Origin of the sequence: Actinomadura hibisca NBRC 15177 (genome assembly GCF_001552635.1) — a bacterium.
In the GTDB taxonomy this organism is placed as follows: Bacteria; Actinomycetota; Actinomycetes; order Streptosporangiales; family Streptosporangiaceae; genus Spirillospora; species Spirillospora hibisca.
Map to the genome: position 1 here is coordinate 115,009 of NZ_BCRO01000026.1, position 19,818 is coordinate 134,826.

23 protein-coding genes are annotated in these 19,818 nt (G+C 72.2%); 16 read left to right on the top strand and 7 right to left on the bottom strand.

What is annotated here, in order from left to right:
- Positions 1-47: 47 nt before the first annotated feature.
- Complete coding sequence (locus AH6_RS43675) at positions 48-188, bottom strand: hypothetical protein (protein WP_157431431.1); 141 nt, start codon at positions 186-188, stop codon at positions 48-50.
- 142 nt (positions 189-330) lie between these two features.
- Between AH6_RS43675 and AH6_RS44640 the strand changes: the two genes are divergently transcribed.
- From AH6_RS44640 to AH6_RS12960, 6 genes are all read left to right on the top strand, one after another.
- The gene (locus AH6_RS44640) at positions 331-1,632 is read left to right on the top strand and encodes a hypothetical protein (protein ID WP_067478942.1); all 1,302 of its coding nucleotides are present in this window, start codon (positions 331-333) and stop codon (positions 1,630-1,632) included.
- Positions 1,629-2,597, top strand: a complete 969-nt coding sequence (locus AH6_RS44645) for an ABC transporter substrate-binding protein (RefSeq protein ID WP_169807842.1) — start codon at positions 1,629-1,631, stop codon at positions 2,595-2,597. The genes AH6_RS44640 and AH6_RS44645 overlap by 4 nt, the downstream gene beginning before the upstream one ends.
- A gap of 7 nt (positions 2,598-2,604) precedes the next feature.
- The gene (locus AH6_RS12945) at positions 2,605-3,615 is read left to right on the top strand and encodes a FecCD family ABC transporter permease (RefSeq protein ID WP_218005796.1); all 1,011 of its coding nucleotides are present in this window, start codon (positions 2,605-2,607) and stop codon (positions 3,613-3,615) included.
- Positions 3,612-4,601: an iron ABC transporter permease gene (locus AH6_RS12950; RefSeq protein WP_067478945.1), complete on the top strand. Its 990-nt coding sequence runs from the start codon at positions 3,612-3,614 to the stop codon at positions 4,599-4,601. The genes AH6_RS12945 and AH6_RS12950 overlap by 4 nt, the downstream gene beginning before the upstream one ends.
- Entirely contained in the window at positions 4,598-5,416 is an 819-nt protein-coding gene (locus tag AH6_RS12955) for an ABC transporter ATP-binding protein (protein WP_067478948.1), read from the top strand. The genes AH6_RS12950 and AH6_RS12955 overlap by 4 nt, the downstream gene beginning before the upstream one ends.
- Before the next feature lie 97 nt (positions 5,417-5,513).
- Positions 5,514-6,662 carry a CobW family GTP-binding protein gene (locus AH6_RS12960; RefSeq protein WP_067478951.1) on the top strand — a complete coding sequence of 383 codons (1,149 nt, stop codon included), beginning with the start codon at positions 5,514-5,516 and terminating at the stop codon, positions 6,660-6,662.
- Between the two features lie 21 nt (positions 6,663-6,683).
- Here the strand turns inward: AH6_RS12960 and AH6_RS12965 are convergent, their stop codons facing one another.
- Positions 6,684-7,397, bottom strand: a complete 714-nt coding sequence (locus AH6_RS12965) for an MBL fold metallo-hydrolase (RefSeq protein WP_067478954.1) — start codon at positions 7,395-7,397, stop codon at positions 6,684-6,686.
- 85 nt (positions 7,398-7,482) lie between these two features.
- Between AH6_RS12965 and AH6_RS12970 the strand changes: the two genes are divergently transcribed.
- The 5 genes from AH6_RS12970 (at position 7,483) to AH6_RS12990 (ending at position 11,816) form a co-directional block, all read left to right on the top strand.
- Positions 7,483-8,013 carry a TetR/AcrR family transcriptional regulator gene (locus AH6_RS12970; RefSeq protein ID WP_067478957.1) on the top strand — a complete coding sequence of 177 codons (531 nt, stop codon included), beginning with the start codon at positions 7,483-7,485 and terminating at the stop codon, positions 8,011-8,013.
- Positions 8,014-8,098: 85 nt separating this feature from the next.
- On the top strand, positions 8,099-8,872 hold the full coding sequence (locus AH6_RS12975; protein ID WP_067478959.1) for a hypothetical protein: 774 nt from the start codon (positions 8,099-8,101) through the stop codon (positions 8,870-8,872).
- A 297-nt stretch (positions 8,873-9,169) separates the two neighbouring features.
- Complete coding sequence (locus tag AH6_RS12980; RefSeq protein ID WP_067478961.1) at positions 9,170-10,000, top strand: CPBP family intramembrane glutamic endopeptidase; 831 nt, start codon at positions 9,170-9,172, stop codon at positions 9,998-10,000.
- Positions 9,997-11,163 (top strand): sensor histidine kinase, encoded by a 1,167-nt coding sequence (locus tag AH6_RS12985; protein WP_067478963.1) that lies wholly within the window; start codon positions 9,997-9,999, stop codon positions 11,161-11,163. Before AH6_RS12980 ends, AH6_RS12985 begins: the two co-directional genes overlap by 4 nt.
- Positions 11,160-11,816, top strand: a complete 657-nt coding sequence (locus tag AH6_RS12990; RefSeq protein ID WP_067478965.1) for a response regulator — start codon at positions 11,160-11,162, stop codon at positions 11,814-11,816. The genes AH6_RS12985 and AH6_RS12990 overlap by 4 nt, the downstream gene beginning before the upstream one ends.
- A 118-nt stretch (positions 11,817-11,934) precedes the next feature.
- On the opposite strand, the gene AH6_RS12995 is transcribed toward AH6_RS12990, so the two are convergent.
- Positions 11,935-12,648, bottom strand: a complete 714-nt coding sequence (locus AH6_RS12995) for a TetR/AcrR family transcriptional regulator (protein WP_067478967.1) — start codon at positions 12,646-12,648, stop codon at positions 11,935-11,937.
- A gap of 129 nt (positions 12,649-12,777) precedes the next feature.
- On the opposite strand from AH6_RS12995, the gene AH6_RS13000 reads away from it, so the two are divergent.
- Entirely contained in the window at positions 12,778-13,821 is a 1,044-nt protein-coding gene (locus AH6_RS13000; RefSeq protein WP_067478969.1) for an amidohydrolase family protein, read from the top strand.
- A gap of 103 nt (positions 13,822-13,924) precedes the next feature.
- Positions 13,925-15,493 carry a DUF6596 domain-containing protein gene (locus tag AH6_RS13005; protein ID WP_245679295.1) on the top strand — a complete coding sequence of 523 codons (1,569 nt, stop codon included), beginning with the start codon at positions 13,925-13,927 and terminating at the stop codon, positions 15,491-15,493.
- A gap of 3 nt (positions 15,494-15,496) precedes the next feature.
- On the opposite strand, the gene AH6_RS13010 is transcribed toward AH6_RS13005, so the two are convergent.
- Both AH6_RS13010 and AH6_RS13015 read right to left on the bottom strand, forming a co-directional pair.
- Positions 15,497-15,826: a hypothetical protein gene (locus AH6_RS13010; RefSeq protein WP_067478971.1), complete on the bottom strand. Its 330-nt coding sequence runs from the start codon at positions 15,824-15,826 to the stop codon at positions 15,497-15,499.
- Between the two features lie 14 nt (positions 15,827-15,840).
- Positions 15,841-16,461 (bottom strand): winged helix-turn-helix transcriptional regulator, encoded by a 621-nt coding sequence (locus AH6_RS13015; protein WP_067478973.1) that lies wholly within the window; start codon positions 16,459-16,461, stop codon positions 15,841-15,843.
- A 76-nt stretch (positions 16,462-16,537) separates the two neighbouring features.
- On the opposite strand from AH6_RS13015, the gene AH6_RS13020 reads away from it, so the two are divergent.
- The 3 genes from AH6_RS13020 (at position 16,538) to AH6_RS13030 (ending at position 18,576) form a co-directional block, all read left to right on the top strand.
- Positions 16,538-16,918, top strand: a complete 381-nt coding sequence (locus AH6_RS13020; RefSeq protein WP_067478975.1) for a nuclear transport factor 2 family protein — start codon at positions 16,538-16,540, stop codon at positions 16,916-16,918.
- A gap of 117 nt (positions 16,919-17,035) precedes the next feature.
- On the top strand, positions 17,036-17,971 hold the full coding sequence (locus tag AH6_RS13025) for an RNA polymerase sigma-70 factor (RefSeq protein ID WP_067478977.1): 936 nt from the start codon (positions 17,036-17,038) through the stop codon (positions 17,969-17,971).
- 116 nt (positions 17,972-18,087) lie between these two features.
- Positions 18,088-18,576, top strand: a complete 489-nt coding sequence (locus AH6_RS13030; RefSeq protein WP_157431432.1) for a hypothetical protein — start codon at positions 18,088-18,090, stop codon at positions 18,574-18,576.
- Between the two features lie 90 nt (positions 18,577-18,666).
- On the opposite strand, the gene AH6_RS43680 is transcribed toward AH6_RS13030, so the two are convergent.
- Positions 18,667-19,137, bottom strand: coding sequence for a hypothetical protein (locus tag AH6_RS43680; protein ID WP_157431433.1), 471 nt, complete (start codon positions 19,135-19,137; stop codon positions 18,667-18,669).
- Between the two features lie 217 nt (positions 19,138-19,354).
- The gene (locus tag AH6_RS13035) at positions 19,355-19,681 is read right to left on the bottom strand and encodes an SMI1/KNR4 family protein (RefSeq protein WP_157431434.1); all 327 of its coding nucleotides are present in this window, start codon (positions 19,679-19,681) and stop codon (positions 19,355-19,357) included.
- Positions 19,682-19,818: the final 137 nt, after the last annotated feature.

Genomic DNA, 19,818 nt, shown 5'->3' on the forward strand with positions numbered 1-19,818 from the left:
CGGGGACGGGGGTGCCGCGCGGCGCGAGGCCGCGCGGCACCCGTCGGTCAGCTCTCGTCGCCCTCGTCGAACAGGTCGGCGACCAGCGCGTGGTTGCAGGTCGGGTGCGCGGCCTGGAGCGGCTGCGCGATCTCGGCGGGGGAGAAGACCGGCAGCTCTTCGCCGGTCATGGAGACGTGGTCGCCCATGGGGGCTCCTTTCGGTAGGGGATGCGCCGGATGCGGGGATCAGGGGTGTTTCTCCCGGTTGACCCCTTGGCGCATCCGCAGCGTAGATGATAATGATTATCAAGTCCATATGGCGACAATGATTTTCGTTTCAGGAGATGCGATGCGAAACCGAGCCCTCGGCACCGCCGCCGTCAGCGGTCTGACCTTGGCCCTGCTGGTCCCCGCCCCCGCGTCGGCGGCCTCTCAGGCGACCGGCTCCCGGCTCGTCGTGGCCGACGCGGCGGCCGGCAAGGTGTACGTCTACTCCGTCCCCGGCCACCGGCGGATCGCGACGATCAGCGGGCGCACGTTCGCCGACCACGCGGGCCTGCTGCCGCTCAAGGACGGCCGCGTCGTGTTCGTGGACGAGGCCGCGCGGCAGCTCGTCGCGCTCCAGACGCAGGGCGCCCCGCGCGTCGTCGGGACCGCGCCGCTGCCCGAAGGCGAGGTCACCCACCTGGCCGCCGACCCGGCCGGACGGCACGTCGTCGTCGCGGCGGCCGAGGAGCACGATCACGAGGAAGGCGAGCACGGCGAGGAGGAGCCCAAGCACGGCCACGGCACGCTGACGGCCGTCGACCTGGCCACCTACCGGGCCTCCACGGGCGTCATCCACACCGGGCACCCCGGCGTCGTCGTCGGCGCGGGAACCGTCGTGCACCGCAACGACGACGAGAACACCTTCGAGTCGTACCGGCTCAGCGACGTCCTCGCCGCGAACGGCGCCCACATCACCCCCACCGGCAGCGTCCCGATCGGCGCGGCCGGGCACGGCGAGGCGTACGCGGGCGGCACCGTCATCGGCGCGACCGACGACGGCCTCGACACCGCCAAGCTGTCCGGCGGCACCCTCGCCAAGTCCCGCACCATCGCCTGGCCGAGCACCGGCCGCGGCTACTACCTGCGGCTGACCGGCGACGGCCGGCTCGTGACGACCTTCGGATCGGCCGACAAGGCGGCGGACTGGACGACCTGGCGGCACAAGGCGTTCGTCGCCGACCCCGCCACCGGCCGGACCAGGGCCCCCGCCCTCGGCACCGGCTTCCTGTTCCGGCACAGCGTCTCCGACCGCACCGCCGGGTACGTCCTCCAGCGCCCGGACGCCGACCAGGTGTCGTTCGTCAACGTGCGTCCCGGCACCGCCGGGTTCGGTGCCGTGACCTCCCGCGTCACCCTGCCGCGCCTGCCCGGCGGCCCCGTCGCGGGGACGTCCCCGTGGGAGGGCCAGTTCCGCCGCATCGCCCAGGACCCGTCCGGCGCGCTCGCCTACGTCACCGGCGGCGGCACCGGCAAGATCTCGGTCATCTCCCCCGACCTCGGCCGCGTCGTGTCCACCATCACCACCCCCAGCACCCTGGACGGCGGCGGCGCCCTCACCGTCGTCACCCCCGGCCGCGACGACGCCGACAAGGTGGGCCGGTGATCCGCACGCTGCTCGCGGCCGGGGCGCTGCTCGTCCTGGCCGGTTGCGGGAGCGGCGAGGCCGCCGCCCCCGCCCGTTCCGCGCCCGCCGCACCCACCGCCTCGGCGACGCCGGTGGCGGCCTCCCTGAAGACCACCGACCCGGCGGGCAAATCCCTCACCCTCGACAAAGCACCGCAGCGGATCGTCTGCCTCACCGGCATCTGCGACGACGCCTTGATCGAACTGGGCCTGCGGCCCGCCGCGACCACGACGCCCAAGCTGATCTCCCGGCCCGACTACCTCGGTGCCGAAGGGGCGCGCATCCCGGTGATCCCCGGGGCGTTCGGCGGCGAGGACGTCAAGAAGATCGCGGAGGCCAGGCCGGACCTCGTCATCGGGCTCGCCGGAGTCCACGACAACCTGCGCGCCGCCGTGCAGAAGTTCGCGCCGCTGTGGGTGGTGGAGGTCAAGAAGCCCGAGGACTCCGTCGGCTACCTGCGCTCCCTCGCCGCCCTGACGGGACGGGGCGCGCAGCAGGCGCAGGCCGAGAACCGCTTCAACGCCAAGCTCGCCGACGGCACCCGCCGCGCCAAGGCGGCAGGACTGGACAAGAAGCGGGCGCTGGCCATGTACGGCGGCGGCAACGTCGGCGTCAACACCACCGACGACATCCTCGGCAGCTTCCTGTCCCGCTACTTCGCCTACCCCTGGCCGAGCAAGGGCGGCGGGTTCGAGACCGCGCAGGCTTACAGCCTCGAAGAGATCCTGGCCAAGGCCCCGGAGGTCGTCTTCGTGCAGTCGTTCGCGTTCGGCAAGGCCAAGCCGGTCACCGAGACCTACCGCGACAACCCGGTGTGGAAGCGCATCCCGGCCGTCGCGGCGGGCAAGGTGTTCGAGGTCCAGCCCGAACTGTGGGCCTCCGGGCGCGGCACCCGCGCGTTCGGCATCATCCTGGACGAAGCCCTCGCCAAGGCCGCCGGGTGACGCGGAAGTGACATCCACGCACGTCAGGGGGCGCGGCCTGGCCGCGCCCCCGCTTCCGCACGCCGCCCTTGCCGCGAGCGCGGCGCTGGCGGCACTGATCCTCGCGGGCCTCTGCCTTGGCACGCCGTCCATTGCTCCCCAGCGGATCCCCGCCGCGCTCGGCGACCCCACCTCACTCGAACACGTCGTGCTGTGGGAGCTGCGGGCACCCCGGCTGCTGGTCGCGCTGCTCGGCGGCGCGGCGATCGGCACGGCCGGGTTGCTGCTCCAGGAGGCGCTGCGCAATCCCCTCGCCGTCCCCGAACTGCTCGGCGTGTCCTCTGGTGCCGCGCTGGCCGTCGCGGTCTGCGTCGTGTGGGCACTGCCGGTCTCGGCCGCGCTGTACCCGCTGGTCGGTCTCGGCGGTGCCGCCGCAGGTGGCGTGCTGGCACTGGCCGCAGCACGGGCGGCCGGGACCGCCACCGGTGTCCTGCTGGTGGGCGCCGCCGTCAGCACCGCGATCCAGGCGCTGCTGCTGGCCGTCATGGCCACCGCCGACCGGCTCCAGTACGACCTGCTGTTCCGCTACCTGGTCGGCAGCCTCAGCGGGGTCATGTGGGACCAGGTGGCCCGGACCCTGCCGTGGTTCGCGCTCGCCGTCCCGCTCGTGCTGCTGTGCGTGCCCGCGCTCGGCCTGCTGCGGCTCGGCGACGAGGCCGCCGCGAGCCTGGGAGCCCGCGTGGACCTGGCGCGCCTCGGCGTGCTCGCCGTCGCCGCCCTGCTGGTCGGCGCGGTCACCGGTCCCTGCGGGCCGATCGCCTGGGTGGGGTTCGTCGCGCCGCTGCTGGCCCGGTGGCTCCGGCCACGCGGCGAGGCGCGGACGTGGTTGCCGTGGACGGCCGTCCTCGGCGCGGCGATCACGCTCGCCGCCGACCTGGCCGCCCGGCTCGCCCTGGCCCCGGTGGAGACGCCGCTCGGCGCGTGGACCGCGCTGGCGGGCGTGCTGACCGGCGCGGCCTTGATGCGGAGGAGCCGATGAACCGCGCCCTGGGCGCATTTGTGCTGGTAGTGGCGGTCGTCGCCGCGCATCTGGCCACCGGCGGAGCCACAGCCGCAGACGTTCTGGCCGTCGTGCAGGGACACCCGACCGGACTCGACGCGCGCCTGCTGTGGGAGTACGGGCTGCCCCGCCTGCTCACCGCCGCGCTCACCGGCTCGGCGCTCGGCGTGGCGGGCTACCTGCTGCAATCGGTGCTGCGCAACCCGCTGGCCGCGCCGGAGCTGACGGCCGTCAACCCCGGCGCGGTCCTCGGCGTCCTCGGCGGGACCGTGCTCGGTGCCGTCGCGGCGGACGCCGCCGCCGGGTCGCTGTTGGCCGCCCTCGTCGGAGGCGCTCTCGGCGGTGGCCTGAGTTGGGCGCTGGCCGCAGGCGGCGGGCCCGGACGCGTCGTCGTGGCCGGACTGCTCGGGTCAGCCGTGCTCGGCGGGCTCACCACGATGTTGCTGGCCTACCAGCCCAGCCGGTTCGGCAACGTGCTGCGCTGGCTCGCCGGGTCGGTCGAGGGACGGGTCTGGGACCACCTCACCGTGGCCTCCTGGTGGATCCCGCTGTGGCTCGCCGTGGCCTGGGCCGCCTCGGCGGCGGTGGGCGTCCTGCAAGGCGGGGACGAGCACGCGGCGTCCCTCGGCCTGCCGCCCCGGACCGGCCGCGCCGCCGTCCTCGCGGTCGCGCTCGCGCTGACCGCCGGGGCCGCCGCCCTGGCCGGGGCGATCTCCTTCGTCGGGCTGGTCGTCCCGCACGCCGCCCGCTGGCTGGCGCGCGGGGAACCCCGCGCCTGCGTGCCGGTCGCCGCCCTCGTCGGCGCAGCCGCGCTGACCGGCGCCGACGCCCTCGCGCAGGCCGCCACGCACCTGCTCGCCGCCGGGCACCTCGGGCACCGCCTGGGCGTGCCGACCGGCGTCGTCACCGCCCTCCTCGGCGCGGCCGTGCTGGTCGCCGTCGTCCGCAGAGAAAGGCCCGCATGATCCTCCAGACCCGTGGCCTGGCCTTCAGGCACGGCGAACGCCGCGTCCTCACCGGCATCGACCTGGCGGTCGGCGCGGGCGAACTCGTCGCGCTGGTCGGGGTGAACGGCAGCGGGAAGAGCACGCTCCTGCGCCTGCTCGCCGGGCTGCTCGCGCCCGAGGCCGGTGCCGTCGAGCTGGACGGCGTCCCGCTCGCCCGGCTGTCGCGGCGGCGGATCGCGCGCCGCGTCGCCGTCATGCACCAGACGATGCCGCCCGTCCCCGGTCTCACCGTCCGCCGCCTCGTCCGCCAGGGCCGCTACCCCACCGAGGGGCCGCTCGGCATGCTCCGGCAGCACGGCCACGACGCGCGGACCGACGAGGCGATGGAACTCACCGGCGTCGCGCACCTGGCCGATCGCGTTTTGGACACCCTGTCGGGCGGGGAACGCCAGCGGGTCCGGCTGGCGCTGGCCCTGGCGCAGAACGCCGACGTCCTGCTGCTGGACGAGCCGACGGCGCACCTGGACGTGCGGCACCAGTTGGAGATGCTCGCCCTGGTCCGGGACCTGCGCGCGGCCCGGTCGCTGACGGTCGTGACGGTGCTGCACGAGCTCGACCACGCCGCCCGCTTCACCGAACGCGTCGTCGCCCTGCACCGGGGAGCGGTGCACGCCGACGGCCCGCCCGCCGAGGTCATCACCCCCGGCCTGCTGGCCGAGGTGTTCGGCGTGGCGGGCCGCGTGGCCATGGACGACGTGCACGGCACGCCCCACTGCGTCCTGGACCATCCACTGGACCCGGACGACGCCGCAGCGCACGCCACCAGCTCATGACGCGGCGGTCCGTCCCGAGCCCGGATCGGCTCGACGCCGCTCACCCGGGCATGGTAGTCATATTGATAATGATTTTCATTACGATCTGGAGGTGGGCATGTCCGTCCCCGTGGTGCTGGTCGCCGGGTTCCATGGACCGGCGCGCGGCGCCGTCGTCGACCGCTTGTTGCGCGAGCGCCCCGGCGCGCTGGCGGTGCATCACGACCTGCGCGCGGTGGCCGGGGGCGCGGTCGTGCGGACCGTCCGCGACGCCACCGGCGTCCGCGACCGCGCGGTGGTCCGGCTGGAGCACGGCTGCGTGACGTGCGCGGTCCGCCTCGACCTGCTGCCGCAACTGCTGCGGCACGCGCCGAACGCCGAGCTGCTGATCGTCGAACTGTGGGACACCGTCGAGCCCCGCCCGGTGGCCGAGGTCCTGGCGCACGGATCCGACGGCGAACTGCGGCTGGCGGGCGTCTTCACCGCGCTGGACGCCGAGCTCGCCCCGCTCGACCTGTGCCGTGGCGAACCGCTCGCCGAGATCGGCAAGCCGGGCGCGGCCGGCGACCGGCGCTACCTGGCCGAGGTCCTGTTCCGGCAGATCGAGTACGCCACCGCGCTGGTCCTGCCCGACGTGCTTCCCGCACCGATCCCGGCGGCCGACTCCGACGACGTGGAACTGTGCCGCGAGCTGATGGGCCACCTGGCCCCCATGACGCCGGTGCACCTGCCCGGTGACCTGCTCCCCGTCCCGGCCGGGACGGCGCTGTGCCCGCACGACCTGGCGGCGCGGATCGACCCGGCCACCGCCCAGCTGCCGCCCGAGGCCAGCACCCCGGCGGCCGACACGGTGGTGTGGCGGCGCACCGGACCGTTGCACCCGGCACGGTTCTTCGACGCCGTGGACGAGTTGGCCGCCGAGTCGGTGCGCAGCCGGGGCCGCTTCTGGCTCGGCAACCGTCCCGACCGGATGCTGGCGTGGGACGCGGCGGCGGGCGTGGTGGCCGTCCAGGACGCTGGTCCGTGGTTGGCCTGCTTGCCCGAGGCGGCCTGGGAGATGGTCCCCCCGCTGCGCCGGGCCGCCGCAGCCCTGGACTGGCACGCCGAACACGGCGACCGCGTCCAGCACCTGGTCTTCACCGGCGCGGGACTCGACCGCGCCCGCATCCACCGGCTGCTGGACTCCTGCCTGCTCGCCGACGGCGAGGAACCCGCCGACCTGGAGGACTCGTTCGCCCCGATCCTCGACACCAAGGGGGCCGCGTGATCCCGTTGCCCAAGCCCGCTGTCACGCCTTCCCCTTCCTGACCTCCTCGCCCACCTGGGCCGGTGAGGTGGACCAGGGCGCGCCGTGCCCCGGGAGCACCCAGGAGGCCGACAGCCCGGCGATCCGGTCGAGGGAGGCGAGCGCTTCGGCGGGGTCGTCGGTGAAGGGCGCGGGCTGCGGGCCGCCGCGCCCGGTGAGGACGTGCCGCGTGGTCAGGGCGTCGCCGACGAAGACGGCGTCGGCGAGCGGGACGTGCACGGCCACGCTTCCCGGCGAGTGTCCCGGCATGCCCACGATGACGGGGCTGCCGGGCAGGTCCAGGACGTCGCCGTCACTGATCTCGGTGACCTCGCCGACGTAACGAGTGCGCAGGCCGTTCTTGCGGATGGAGTAGCCGAAGAACCCGAGCGTCGGACCCAGGCGCATGGGACCGAACGCGACCTTGGGCTTCTCGCCCGTGCGGGTGCGGTCCGCGTCGGCGGCGTGCACGAACACCGGCACGCCGTGCTCGGTGCGCAGGCGTTCGGCGAAGCCGATGTGGTCGGAGTCGCCGTGGGTGAGCACCAGGCCGCGGATGTCGTCGGCGGTCTTGCCCAGGGAGCGCAGCTCGCGCTGGAGGTCGCGCCAGTGGCCGGGCAGGCCCGCGTCGATGAGCGTGATGCCCTCGGGAGTGTCGACGAGGTAGCTCGCCACGAGGTCGTTGCCGAGGCGGTGCAGGTGAGGGGCGAGTTTCATGGGGGTTCTCCCGGTCGAGGTCGTCGATGGCTACGATAATTAGCTATCATGGCTAACGTCAATAGCCTTCATGGCGGGAGGAACGATGCCGACCCCTGAGAAGACCTCGTTCGCCGGAATCGTCGCGGCGGGGCGCGAGCTGCTGGAAGCGGGCGGCCAGCAGCGGCTGACGATGCAGAGCGTCGCCGAACGGGTGGGCGTGCGCGCGCCGTCGCTGTACAAGCACGTCAACAACCGCGCGGCCCTGCTGACCGCCGTCGCCGAGGCCACCATCGACGACCTGGCCGCCCGGGTGGAGGCGACCGACGGGTCGCTCGAAGAGGTGGTGCGAGGCTACCGGCGATTCGCCCAGACGTGGCCAGCGGGCTTCCGGCTGATGCTGTCCATCGAAGCACCGCCCGAAGCCCTCGCCCGAACGGCCGCCCCAGTACTGCACGCCACACGGGAACTGGTAGGCGAACAGGAGGCGCTCGAAGCCGCGCGCCTGGTGGTCGCGTGGGCGACCGGTTTCATCGAAATGGAACTCAACGGCAGCTTCCGGCTAGGGGGCGACGTCGACCGCGCCTTCGAGTACGGCCTGTCCACCCTACGCCGAGCCCTGGCGACCGGCCCCTAAAACTTTCCCAGAGCGGGGACGGGAGCGGTAAGGTCACGCTCTTCGGCATGCGGAAGCGTCCCGGAGTCCTCGAAGGCCGACGCCCATGACGAACCCCGACCGGTCACCCGCCGCCCTCCGCCTTGCCGCCGCGTTGGACGGCTTGGCCATGACCTTCCGCGGAATGACCGCCAACCCGGACGAAACCGCTTGCGAATGCCACTTCGGCAGTGTGGCCGACCTGGCGTTGCTGAAGACGCCGGACGTGGAGCTCGACCCGGACCTGTTGCGCCGCACCTGGCAGGCTTCCTGGTGGGACGATCACGCGTCCGTACTGCGCCGGGTCCTGCCGCAGTTCGCGACCGCTCTGGTCGGTGGTCTCATCGAGCCCTGGTCCGATTTCGTCGACGTCGGACGGTTCCTCGTTCGCGGAAACTGGCGCCAGTGGCCTACGGACCAGGCCGCCGCGGTTCAGGAGTTCCTCGACGCGTGGTGGCTCTACACCCTGACCGCGCCAAGTCCCGAGGTTCCGGCGTACGAGACCTTCGTCGGCGTCGTGGAAGCCTCCGGTTCCCTCACCCCCTGGCTGGCGACCTGGGAAACGGTGCGCACCCCGGCCGCAGACCAGCATCTGGCGCAGGCGATAGAGCGCTGGGAGTACGACCTTCTGGGAGGCGTGCTGCCCTGGAATCCCTGGCTGACCTCGGAAGAGGAGGACGATCGGCGCTACGCCGAGCTCACGTCCTGGATCGCCCGCCATGCCCCTGACCGGCTCCGCCGGCACGGTGCGTCCGAACGACTGCTGCACGGCGTCCGCCTGATCGGCCTCACCGGCCCGGACCGCTGGGAAGACCCGCACTGGCCCGGCTACAGGTACTGAACCCGCTGGCCTCCCGCCTGTTCCAGGGAACGCAAGCCCGGCCTTCGCCGACCTCAGGAGTACTTCGCCGGCCTCGGCGGCAAGGAGCCGCCGGGGCCTCGGTCCACTCGGCCGGTGCCTCGGCCAGCGACAGGCTGTTGCCGTCCGGATCCAGCACGACGACGTGACGCACGCCGTTGCCGTCCCCCGTCCGAGCTACCGGCGAATGTCCTCCCAGCGGGGAAGATCGCGGGTCGCCGGTTCCCTAGCGTTCGTCTGGCCGCCGAATCCCGCGCGGAAACCTCGCAAGGAGTCGTCATGCGATTGTTGAAGCAGCTCTTGCCCGTCGTCCTGGTCGCCTTCGTCGGCGGGCAGGTCGTCGTGGCGGTGGAGGACAGCCCGGTTCTGAGCCTGGTCATCGGCCTCATGACGGCCGTGCTCGCGGTGCTCGTGTACGCCTGGACGGTGCGCTGGTCCGAGCACCGCGCACCGGTCGAGGTCGCCGTCAGGGGCGCCACTACCCGCACCCTGCTGGGGGTGCTGATCGGCGCCGGGTGGTTCGCGGCCGTCATCGGCAACATCGCCTTCAACGGCGGTTACCGGGTCGAGGGCTTCGGGGAGATCGCGGGCCCGGTCGGCCTGGTCGGCTTCATGGCCGCCGCCTCCGTGACGGAGGAGCTGATGTTCCGCGGCGTCCTGTTCCGGATCACGGAGGAACGCCTCGGCACATGGTGGTCGCTGGTCCTGACCAGCGTGCTGTTCGGCCTGTGGCACATGCTCAACCCGGACGCCACGCTGTGGGGCGCGGTCGCCATCGCGATCTCGGCCGGCGGGACGCTCGCCGCCGCGTACGCCGCCTTCCGCACCCTCTGGGTGCCGATCGGCCTGCACTTCGGCTGGAACTTCGCCCAGGGCGGCGTCTTCGGCACCGCGGTGTCCGGCAACGGCGAGAACGACGGGCTCCTGGACGGCGTGTTGTCCGGCCCGGCCATCCTCACCGGCGGCAAGTTCGGCCCGGAGGCGAGCCCGCACACGGTCCTGTCCGGCGTCATCCTGACGGTCGTGTTCCTGTGGCTGGCCCGCAGGCGGGGCACCCTGGTCCGCCGCAAGGCCGAGGCGCCCGCCCCGGCCGCTAGCCTGGCCCGGTGATCGGTCTGCGGCGGCTCCCGGCCCGCTGGCGGCGCTGGGACGTGACGGTCCGGGACGTCCCGCTCGCGCTGCTGTTCGCCGTCGTGTCGTTCCTGCCGGTGTTCCGCGGCCACGAGACGCAGGTCGGCGAGCTCCCGGCCCGCCCCTTCGACGCGATGGCCATCGCGGCGCTCGCCCTCCACTGCCTCCCGCTCGTCGTGCGCCGCCGGTGGCCGGCCGCGTGCCTCGCCCTGGTGACGCTCGGTTTCGCCGTCGCGGAACTGCGCGGCTACCACATGGTCGCGGGGACCGCGCTGCCCGTCGCGCTGCTGAGCGCGGGCGCCCATCTGGAACGCCACCGGCGCCTCACCGTCGCCGTCCTGTCCGCCGCGTACGCGCTGCTGGCGGTCACGCTCAACCAGCTCGGCGGGACCGAGCGGCTGGACGGCTACGTGGTGTTCTACCTGGGGCTGGCCGTCCCCTGGGGCATCGGCTCCTGGTTGCGCTCGACGCGGGCCGCCGAGGCCGAGCACCGCCTCCGCGTCGCCGAGGCCACCCGCGCCGCCGAACGCACCCGCATCGCCCGCGAACTCCACGACGTCGTGACCCACCACGTGACGGCGATGGTCGTGCAGGCCGAGGCGGCGCGCTACCTGACCGCCGCGCCCGACCGCCTCGACGAGACCCTGAACGCCGTCACCGACACCGGCCGCCGGGCCATCGCCGACCTGCGGCACCTGCTCGACCTGCTCAACCCCGACCACGGCACCGCGCCCGCGAACCGCGTCCGGACGCCGTCCACCGGCGACCTCCGCACGCTCGTGGAGCAGACGCGCCAGGCCGGGCAGCCGGTGGAGTTCACCGAGGAGGGCGAGCGGGCCGAGTCCGGCGGCAGCGCCGAGTTCGTCGCCTACCGGGTCGTGCAGGAAGCCCTGACCAACGCCCTCAAGTACGCCCACGGCCACCGCACCGTCACCCGGGTGCGCTACGGCGAGAAGGAGATCACCGTGGAGGTCGGCACCGACGGCCCCGGGAACCGGGCCGCGTCCCCCGGCGGCAGCGGGCGGGGCCTGGCCGGGCTCGGCGAGCGGGTCGACGCCCTGGGCGGCGAGTTCAACGCGGCCGGACGCGCGGGCGGCGGCTTCGACGTGCGGGCGCGCATCCCCGCCGGAGGCCCGTCGTGACCGCACCGGTGCGGGTGCTGGTCTGCGACGACCAGGCGCTGATCCGCACCGGCTTCGCGACGATCATCGACGCCCAGCCCGACCTGGCGGTGGTGGGGGAGTGCGGGGACGGGCGCGCCGCCGTCGGGCTCGCCCGCCGACTGCGGCCGGACATCGTCGTGATGGACGTGCGGATGCCGGTGCTCGACGGCATCGAGGCGACCCGCCTGCTGGCCGGCGCCGGGGTGCCGGACCCGGTCAAGGTGCTCGTGGTGACGACGTTCAACCTGGACGAGTACGTCTACGAGGCGCTGCGCGCGGGGGCGAGCGGGTTCCTGCTCAAGGACGCGCCGCCCGCGCAGCTCCTGCACGGCATCCGCACCGTCGCGAGCGGCGCCGCGCTGCTCGCGCCCGAGGTGACGCGGCAGCTCGTCGGCCGGTACGCGGCGCGGATCCGTCCCGCCGGAGACCCGGCCGACGTCGCGCTGACGCCCCGCGAGCTGGAGGTGTTGCGCCTGATCGCCGACGGCCTGTCCAACAGCGAGATCGCCGCGACGCTGGTGCTCAGCCAGGAGACCGTCAAGACGTACGTGTCGCGCATCCTCACCAAGCTGGACCTGCGCGACCGCGTGCAGGCCGTCGTCTACGCGTACCGCAACGGCCTGGTCACCTGAGGCCCGCCGTCCTCGGCCTACCGGCGCACCCGGTTCCAGCCTGGCGACGACGCCTGACAGGCGACCATGCAGCAGTCCGTCAGCCCTCGCAGGTCAGGTCCTCCGTTGACGGGGACGGCTACGTGGACAGCCGGTCCAACCACTCCGTCAGCAACCGCTGTTCGGCGTCGCTGAGAACGTCCTGCTCGGGCAGTGCGGCGCGCAGGGCGCGGGCGGCACCGGCCGGGCCCTGCTCCTGCACGGCCGGCTCCTGAGTGGTGACGGCGGTGACCATCGCCTCGCGCAGCGCGCGGAGGAGGGCGGGGTCGCGCTGCGGCTCGGGCAGGGACAACCAGGTCAGGACGGCGCCGCGTGCGGTGGCGTGGACGATCTGCGCCGCGACGTCCTCCCCGACCCGCAGCAGGCCCGCGGCGGCCAGGCGGCGGATGCGCTTCATGAGCAGGTCGAGGCCGGTCTGGAAGACGGTGGTGGACCTGGCGGGCTCGGCGTACATCAGCGCGTACAGCGCGGGGTTGGCCAGCCCGAACTCGACCGCGATGTCCCAGGCGGCGCGCAGTTCCCCGACCGGGTCCTGCGGGTCGGGGTCGATGTGCTTGGCGGCCAGGAACCGGGCGAAGCCGTGTTCGGCGACGGCGTCGAGCAGCCCCTCCTTGTCGCCGAACAGCCGGTACAGGGCCGGTGGTTGCAGCCCGGCGGCGTCGGCGACCGCGCGGGTGGTGACGGCGTCGCGGCCCCGGCGTTCCAGCAGCTCGATCGCGACGCCGACGATCCGGCGGCGGGTCTGCTCGCGCGTTGTGGCGGCGGGCTCTGCGTGGTTCGGGTCGACCGGCATCCAGCGATGATAACGCCGTGCGGATACCAAGGTTATTATCGACGTTAACGCTATAGCGTTGACATCGATAATAACGCTGATAACGTCTCTCCCCATCCATTGGAACCACCACGTGCAGGGAGTACCGCCATGCCCGACCGTCTGCGGATCATCGGAGTGGAAGAGACCGTCGTCGTGCCCGCCGTCCACGAGGCGTACCTGCGGGCCGGATCACCGCAGCTCCCCGCCCGCGGCTTCGGCGACGGCCCGATCGCCGCGAACCTGCGCGAGACCGGTGAACGGCGGCTGGCCCACATGGACGACCAGGGCATCGACGTCGCCGTGTTGTCCCTGTCGTCGCCGGGTGTGCAGGACCTGCCGGAGGCCGACGCCGTCATGGTGGCCCGCGAGGCCAACGACCAGCTCGCGGAGATCGTCGCCGCGCGTCCCGACCGTTTCCAGGCGTTCGCCGCGATCCCCACCCAGTCGCCGGCCGCCGCCGCGGCCGAGCTGGAGCGAGCGGTGGGCGAGCTGGGCTTCCCCGGCGCGATGTTGTACGGCCGCACCGGGGACAAGCTCGCCGACCACCCGGACAACGACGAGCTGTACGCCACCGCTGAGCGGCTCGGCGTGCCGCTGCACTTCCATCCGCAGACGCCGGTCCAGCCGGTGATCGACGCCTACTACTCCGGCCTCGGCCCGATCGGCGTGCCGCTGGCCGGGGCGGCGATCGGCTGGTACTACGACCTGGGCGTGCAGTACCTACGGATGATCTTCTCGGGCGTCTTCGACCGCTTCCCCGGCCTCCAGGTGATCGCCGGGCACTGGGGCGAGGTCGTGCTGTTCTACCTCGACCACACCGGGTTCTTCGCCGAGGCCGGCGGCCTCCAGCGGCCGCTCGCGGACTACTTCCGGCAGAACTTCTGGGTCGCGGGCAGCGGCACCAACAGCCCCCGCTACCTGCGCTGGACCGCCGAGGTCATGGGCACCGACCGGATGTTGTACTCCACCGACTACCCCTTCACCTACGGCTTCCGCCCCGGCGGCTTCCCCTACGTCGACACCAGCGACGGCGCCGCCCGTTCCTTCCTGGAGGACGCGCCCTTCACCGACGAGCAGAAGGCCGACATCGCCCACCGCAACTGGGAACGCCTCACCGCCCGCGCATCCGGCGGAACCACCGCGCACTCCTGAGCGGCCCTGCACGCTCCGCGCTGAAACACGGTGAACGGGGCGGCGGCCCGAGCGTCAGCGCTCCGCCGACGGCGCGTACCCGCTGGTCCCCGGCGTCGACGGCGTGGTGCGCGACGCGGCGGGCGCCGTCCGCTACGCGGCCCTGGACGACACGGCCCTGGGGACGTTCGCCGAGCGCACCCTCATCGACCCCCGCCGCAGCGTGGTCCTGCCCGACGGCGTCGACCCCGTGCGGATCGCCGCCGCGATGAACCCGGCCATGTCGTCCTGGGTCGCGCTGCGCCGCCGCGTCGGCTTCCGCGCCGGTCAGCGCGTCCTCGTCCTCGGCGCCACCGGCAACGCCGGGCGGACGGCGCTCCAGATCGCCAAGCTGCTCGGCGCCGACGAGACGATCACCTACGACCGGATCGGCCGGGCGGCCGACGTCGACGTGGTCATCGACTACGTGTGGGGCGAGCCCGCCGCCGACGCCATGTTCGCGCTGGCCGAAAACCTCGCGCAGGAGGCGCTGGCCGAGGCGCTGGTCACCTGGCCGCGCGACGGCGTCCCCCGCAACCCCGCCGGATGGTTGCTGACCGTCGGCCGGCGCCGCGCGATCGACGCCTTCCGCCGCCGCTCGACGCTGGACGACAAATACGCCGCCCTCGCCCGCGGTCTGGACGAGGGCGGCGCGGTCACCGGCACCGCCCCCGCTCCCGCCGATCCGCCCGAGGACGCCGACATGTTGTGGGACCCCGACCAGATCGACGACGACGTGCTGGCGCTGATGTTCGTCTCCTGCCATCCGGTGCTGGCTCCGGAGGCGCGGGTGGCGCTGACGCTGCGAGTGGTCGGCGGCCTGACCAGCGACGAGATCGCCCGCGCGTTCCTGGTCCCGACCGCCACCGTGCAGGCCAGGATCACCCGGGCCAAGAAGACCCTGGTCGCGGCCCGGGTGCCGTTCGAGGTGCCACCCGCGCACGAGCGGCGCGAACGGCTCGGCTCGGTGCTCAGCGCCGTCTACCTGATCTTCACCGAGGGGTCCTCGGCCAGCTCGGGTGCCGAGCTCATGCGGCTCGACCTGGCCGGGGAGGGCCAGCGCCTGGCCCGGGTGCTGAGCCGCCTGGTTCCCGACGAGCCCGAGGTGCACAGCCTCCTCGCGCTGCTGGAACTCACCGCGGCGCGCTTCCCCGCCCGCACCGGACCGGACGGCGAACCCGTCCTGCTGGAACACCAGGACCGCCGCCGCTGGGACCGGTCGGCGATCCGCCGGGGACGCGCCGCCCTCGCCCGCGCCGAGCAGGCCGGACGGGGCCTGGGCGCCTACGGCCTCCAGGCGGCGATCGCCGAATGCCATGCCGTCGCGGAATCCGTCGAGACCACCGACTGGGAACGCATCGTGCTGCTGTACGAGGCGCTGGGACGGCTCACGCCCTCACCGCTGATCGACCTCAACCGGGCGGTGGCGGTCTCGATGGCGCACGGCCCGACGGCGGCGCTCCCGATCGTCGACGGACTGGCGGGCACGAAGGAACTGGCGAACACGCACCTGCTGCCCACCGTCCGCGCCGAACTGCTCATCCGCCTCGGCCGCGCCGAGCAGGCGCGCGCCGAACTGGAGCGGGCCATCAAACTGTGCGGCAACCAGCGCGAACGCGCGGTCCTGACCGGCAAGCTCACCGCCCTCGGTTGACCGTCACGTCGCGTGTTGCAAGGAGGCGACGTACTGATGGGCTTCCTGGGCCACGCTCCGCCACAGCGCGAGCGTCTCCACGTCGTCCCCTTGCTCAGGGAACTCGATCCACTCGCGCATCGTCCGCTTCCCCATGACGACCTCGTCAGCGGTCCCGGCGGCGACGAGTTCACCGGCCCGCGCCCTCGGAAGCTTCACGATGAGCTGCCCGCGACGGCCCAGGAACGCGAACACCTTGCCGCCGACCCGCAGGCCAGGGCTGCGGAACATCGTCCCCATGGACACGTCGTCGAAGTCCTCGGCAATCCGGTCGAGAAGGTCGCGGTTGGTCATCGGTCCGTCCTTTCCTAGGGAAGAACACGTTCGAGTGCCGCGGTGGAACCATCAACGACCAGCCCTTCCGCCTGCGCCGTCACCTGGCCGGTGAAGAGCTGCACCAGCACCTCGGGAGGCGCGGTGACGGTGGCGTCGGGCCGACGGTCGGGCGAGCACGGGTGCACGTCGATGCGGCCTTGCTCGGCGACGATGTCGCAGCCGTCGTGCAGATCGCCGAGACGCACGACGACGGCGGGCTCCTCGGGCGCGCGGTCACGGCACAGGTAGCGCAGCGGCAGCGCGAACCAGTGCATCCGGAACTCGTCGTCGCCCGGCGGCTCCAGCATCAGGGGCGCGCCCCAGCGGACCAGTTCGCGGACGACGCCGCCGAGATCCCGGCCGCGCTCGGTGAGATCGATCAGCGTCGCGGCGACCGGCGGCGGCCGGTCGTACCGGGTGACCAGCGCGGCCGACTCCATCTCGCGCAGCCGGTCGGCCAGCAGGTTGCTGGCGATGCCGGGCAACCCGCGCCGCAGGTCGGAGAAGCGGCAGGGGCCCTGCGTGAGGAGTTCGCGGACGATCAGCAGGGTCCAGCGGTCGCCGACCCGGTCCAGGGCGCGCGCCATCGAGCAGTACTGATCGTACGAACGCATGGCGCCATTCTATCGACATGGTTGAAAAACTCCACCAGCCAGTTTAGTTTTTCAACCACAACGAAGGGAGACCGACATGACCGTCGTCAGCGAAGCCGCGCCTTCCGTGATCCAGGCGTACTACCGGATCCTCACGGGCGGGGCGGAGAACTACGGGGACGGCCACGAACTGGCACCCCTCCTGGCCGACGACCTGGACTTCGAGGGCCCCATCGCCGGCCGCGTCACCGGCGCCGCCCGCTTCCGGCAGGGCGTCCGGGGCTTCATCGCCAACGTCGGCGGGATCGACCTGATCCAGGAGGTCCACGACCCGGACGGGACGGCCGTCCTCTACGACGCCCACCTGCCCAAGGGAGTCGTCAGGTTCACCGAGTTCTTCACCCTCGCCGACGGCAGGATCCAGCGGCTCCGCGTCCAGTACGACCCTGCCGACTACCTGGCCAAGGGCGGCGGCTGACCCCACCGCAGCCCCCGTCGTCCCGAAGGGCGAAGATTGATCTCCACCGCCTGTCACAAACCAGCGGCGTCCGGAGTCTTGTAGGGGACACGACCGCAGCGGAGAGGGGAACCAGCCATGGCCGGTACGTCGCAGACCGCGTCCGGATCCGAGGCGAACGACCGGCCGGACCCTGCGACCGAGGCGTTCGTCGCGCACCGCAACCTGCTGTTCACCGTCGCCTACGAGATCCTCGGTTCAGCGGCCGACGCCGAGGACGTCCTCCAGGAAACCTGGTTGCGGTGGGCGGACGTCGATTTCGCCACCGTCCGGGAACCGCGCGCGTACCTGGTGCGCATCACCACCCGGCAGTCACTGACCCGGCTGCGCACGCTCGGCCGCCGCAAGGAGTCCTACGTCGGCCCCTGGCTGCCCGAACCGCTGCTCACGGCACCTGACGTGGCCGAGGACGTCGAACTCGCCGACAGCGTCTCGATGGCGATGTTGTTGGTGCTGGAAACGCTCGCGCCGACCGAACGGGCGGTGTTCGTGCTGCGCGAGGTGTTCGCCCTCAGCCACGAGGAGATCGCGCAGGCCGTCGACAAGAGCCCCGCCGCCGTCCGCCAGATCGCGCACCGGGCACGGGCCCACGTCGCCGCGCGCCGACCGCGCGACGCCGCCTCCCCGGCCGAGACCCGGGCCGCGCTGGCGGCCTTCCAGCAGGCGGTCGAGACCGGGGACCTGCAACACCTGCTGGACATCCTCGCGCCGGACGTCGTCGCCCTGAGCGACGGCGGCGGGATCAAGCAGGCCGTGCCGCGCCCCGTCGTGGGGGCCGCCAAGGTGGGCCGCCTGCTGGCCGGGGGCCTGGCCAAGATCGGCGCCAAGATCTCGACCGAGCCGGTCGAGGTCAACGGCCACCCGGCCCTGGTCCTGCGGATCGACGGCGAACTGGACTCCGTCCTGGCGATGCGGATGGAGAACGGCCTGGTCAGCAGCCTGTACTTCGTACGCAACCCGGAGAAGTTGTCGCACATGGGGCAGGAGACCACGATGAGCCGCACGGCTATCTGACAACTATGCTCCGCAGAGCCATCGGCCTGGGCATATGGGTTTTGAGGACGCACTGCGTCCGATCTTGATTATATTTCGGGCGATCGCACAAAACTCGCTGCCGCGAAGGAGCCACCGTGCTGGCGCTCGTTCTGCTGTTCGGTTTTCTGGCCGGGGCGTTGATCGGCCTGGTCGTGGCTCTCGGCGGCGTCGTGGTGGCGGTTCGAGGCGGGCGACGCTCTCCGGCCAGGCGGTGGAAAGGAGGGGCGCTCTTCACGCTGGGCGCGGCGATCGGTGTGTACGCCTGGGGGATGGCGCACGTAGGGATGGCGGTCCTGGACGCGGAGGACGGCGGAACGGACTCTTCTCCACTCAGACCATGCCGAGGGAAGGCCGACGCCGCGACGGTGGCACGGGTCATCGACTACCAGGTGAGCTGGGTGCCGCTCCGCTTTGAATGCCACCTGACCGGCGGCGGAAGCTACGCGACCTCCACGGTGCCCGGATACGTCAATCCGATCGCATGGACGTTCGGCATCGTGGGACTCGTCGGCATCGTCTCCACGTCGGGAACTGCAGAACGAGCCTCCCGCAACCCCCAGGACGAGACCAGCACAATCGTCTGACCAGCACCAGATGAAGCCGCCATTGGAGAAGAGCACCGGCCTGGGAGATTGAATCTCAAGCCCGGTCTGTTGTTTGAGTTCCGCCCCCGCTTAGCGTGATGTTTCCGGCGGATTTTGCCCTGGTTCATCCGCTGCTACAACGGGCCTCCACAATCCCTGCTGCTCCAGAAGCATCCTGGCTGCTTCCCGGGTTCGTTGCGCTGCCGCGGTCGAGGTCGTGGCGATCTTGTGAAGCTGGTCGGCGAACGGTTCGACCTCGTGCGCCGTCAGCCAGTGGAGGGCACGGGAGATCCAGTGGTCCGACCAGGCCGTCAGCCCAGCGGCGATGACGGTGCGCATCGGTTCGGCGAGGTCCGGGTCCCCGGGTTCGAGACGCGCCCGAGCTTGGGCTTCGACCTCTTGGCGGGGTCGTTCCACCAGAGGAAGCAGCCCAATCGCAGCTCGCGCGAGCGGAACCGCCAGGCGGCCGGGAGGCGCGTCGAAAGCCCAGCGCCCGTCCGAAAGGATCAGCCAAGATTCCCCAGGTTTGATTTCCAGGATCTTGCGCGCCGAACCCGTCATGTCTGGAGTATCCCGCAGTCGCCTGTGCAATTGCTAAGCGTTGCCGGCCTAGATCGGTCCCGCATCGCGGATGTCATTGTCATGGGCTTCGGTCTGTGCCACTGATGACTCGCAGGCGACATCGTGGCCGTTCCAAATTTCCAGACCACTACCTGGAGGAATGCGCGCTCAGTGCTTGATCGGCACAGCCGCGGTGTTCACGCCGTGCTCCGCCAGATCAGCGGATTCCGATGTGGCATCGGCGCAACGCATAGGTGCCGAAGTCTTCGGCGAGCTGCTCGGCACCGCCACGAGCTTCGGTCCCGGGATCCCAGACCACGACCGGATACTCGTCCTCGTCGTGCTGCAGGGAGCTGTCGAGCGAGACGATGCCGCCCATGCCGTCGTACTCGATGACGAGCAGGGCCAACGGAAAGCGCTCGTCGTCGCGGGCGTCGAGGGTTTCCGGCACCGTGCCGAGCAGTCGGTCGCCTCCTGCGGGCGTGCGGTAAACGCCGAGCAACTCCACTCCACCGGCCTCACAACTGCCCAACTCTCCGTCCACGTTGTTGTGATGGGCTCAAGGCACGACATCCTCGCAGCTCACGGCCGTCTGGCCATCGTGAGCACAACTCGTCTGCGGAAATCTGCGGACTGATCGTCACTGCCGACGGATAACGTGCCCGCTGACGGCAGGAGGGG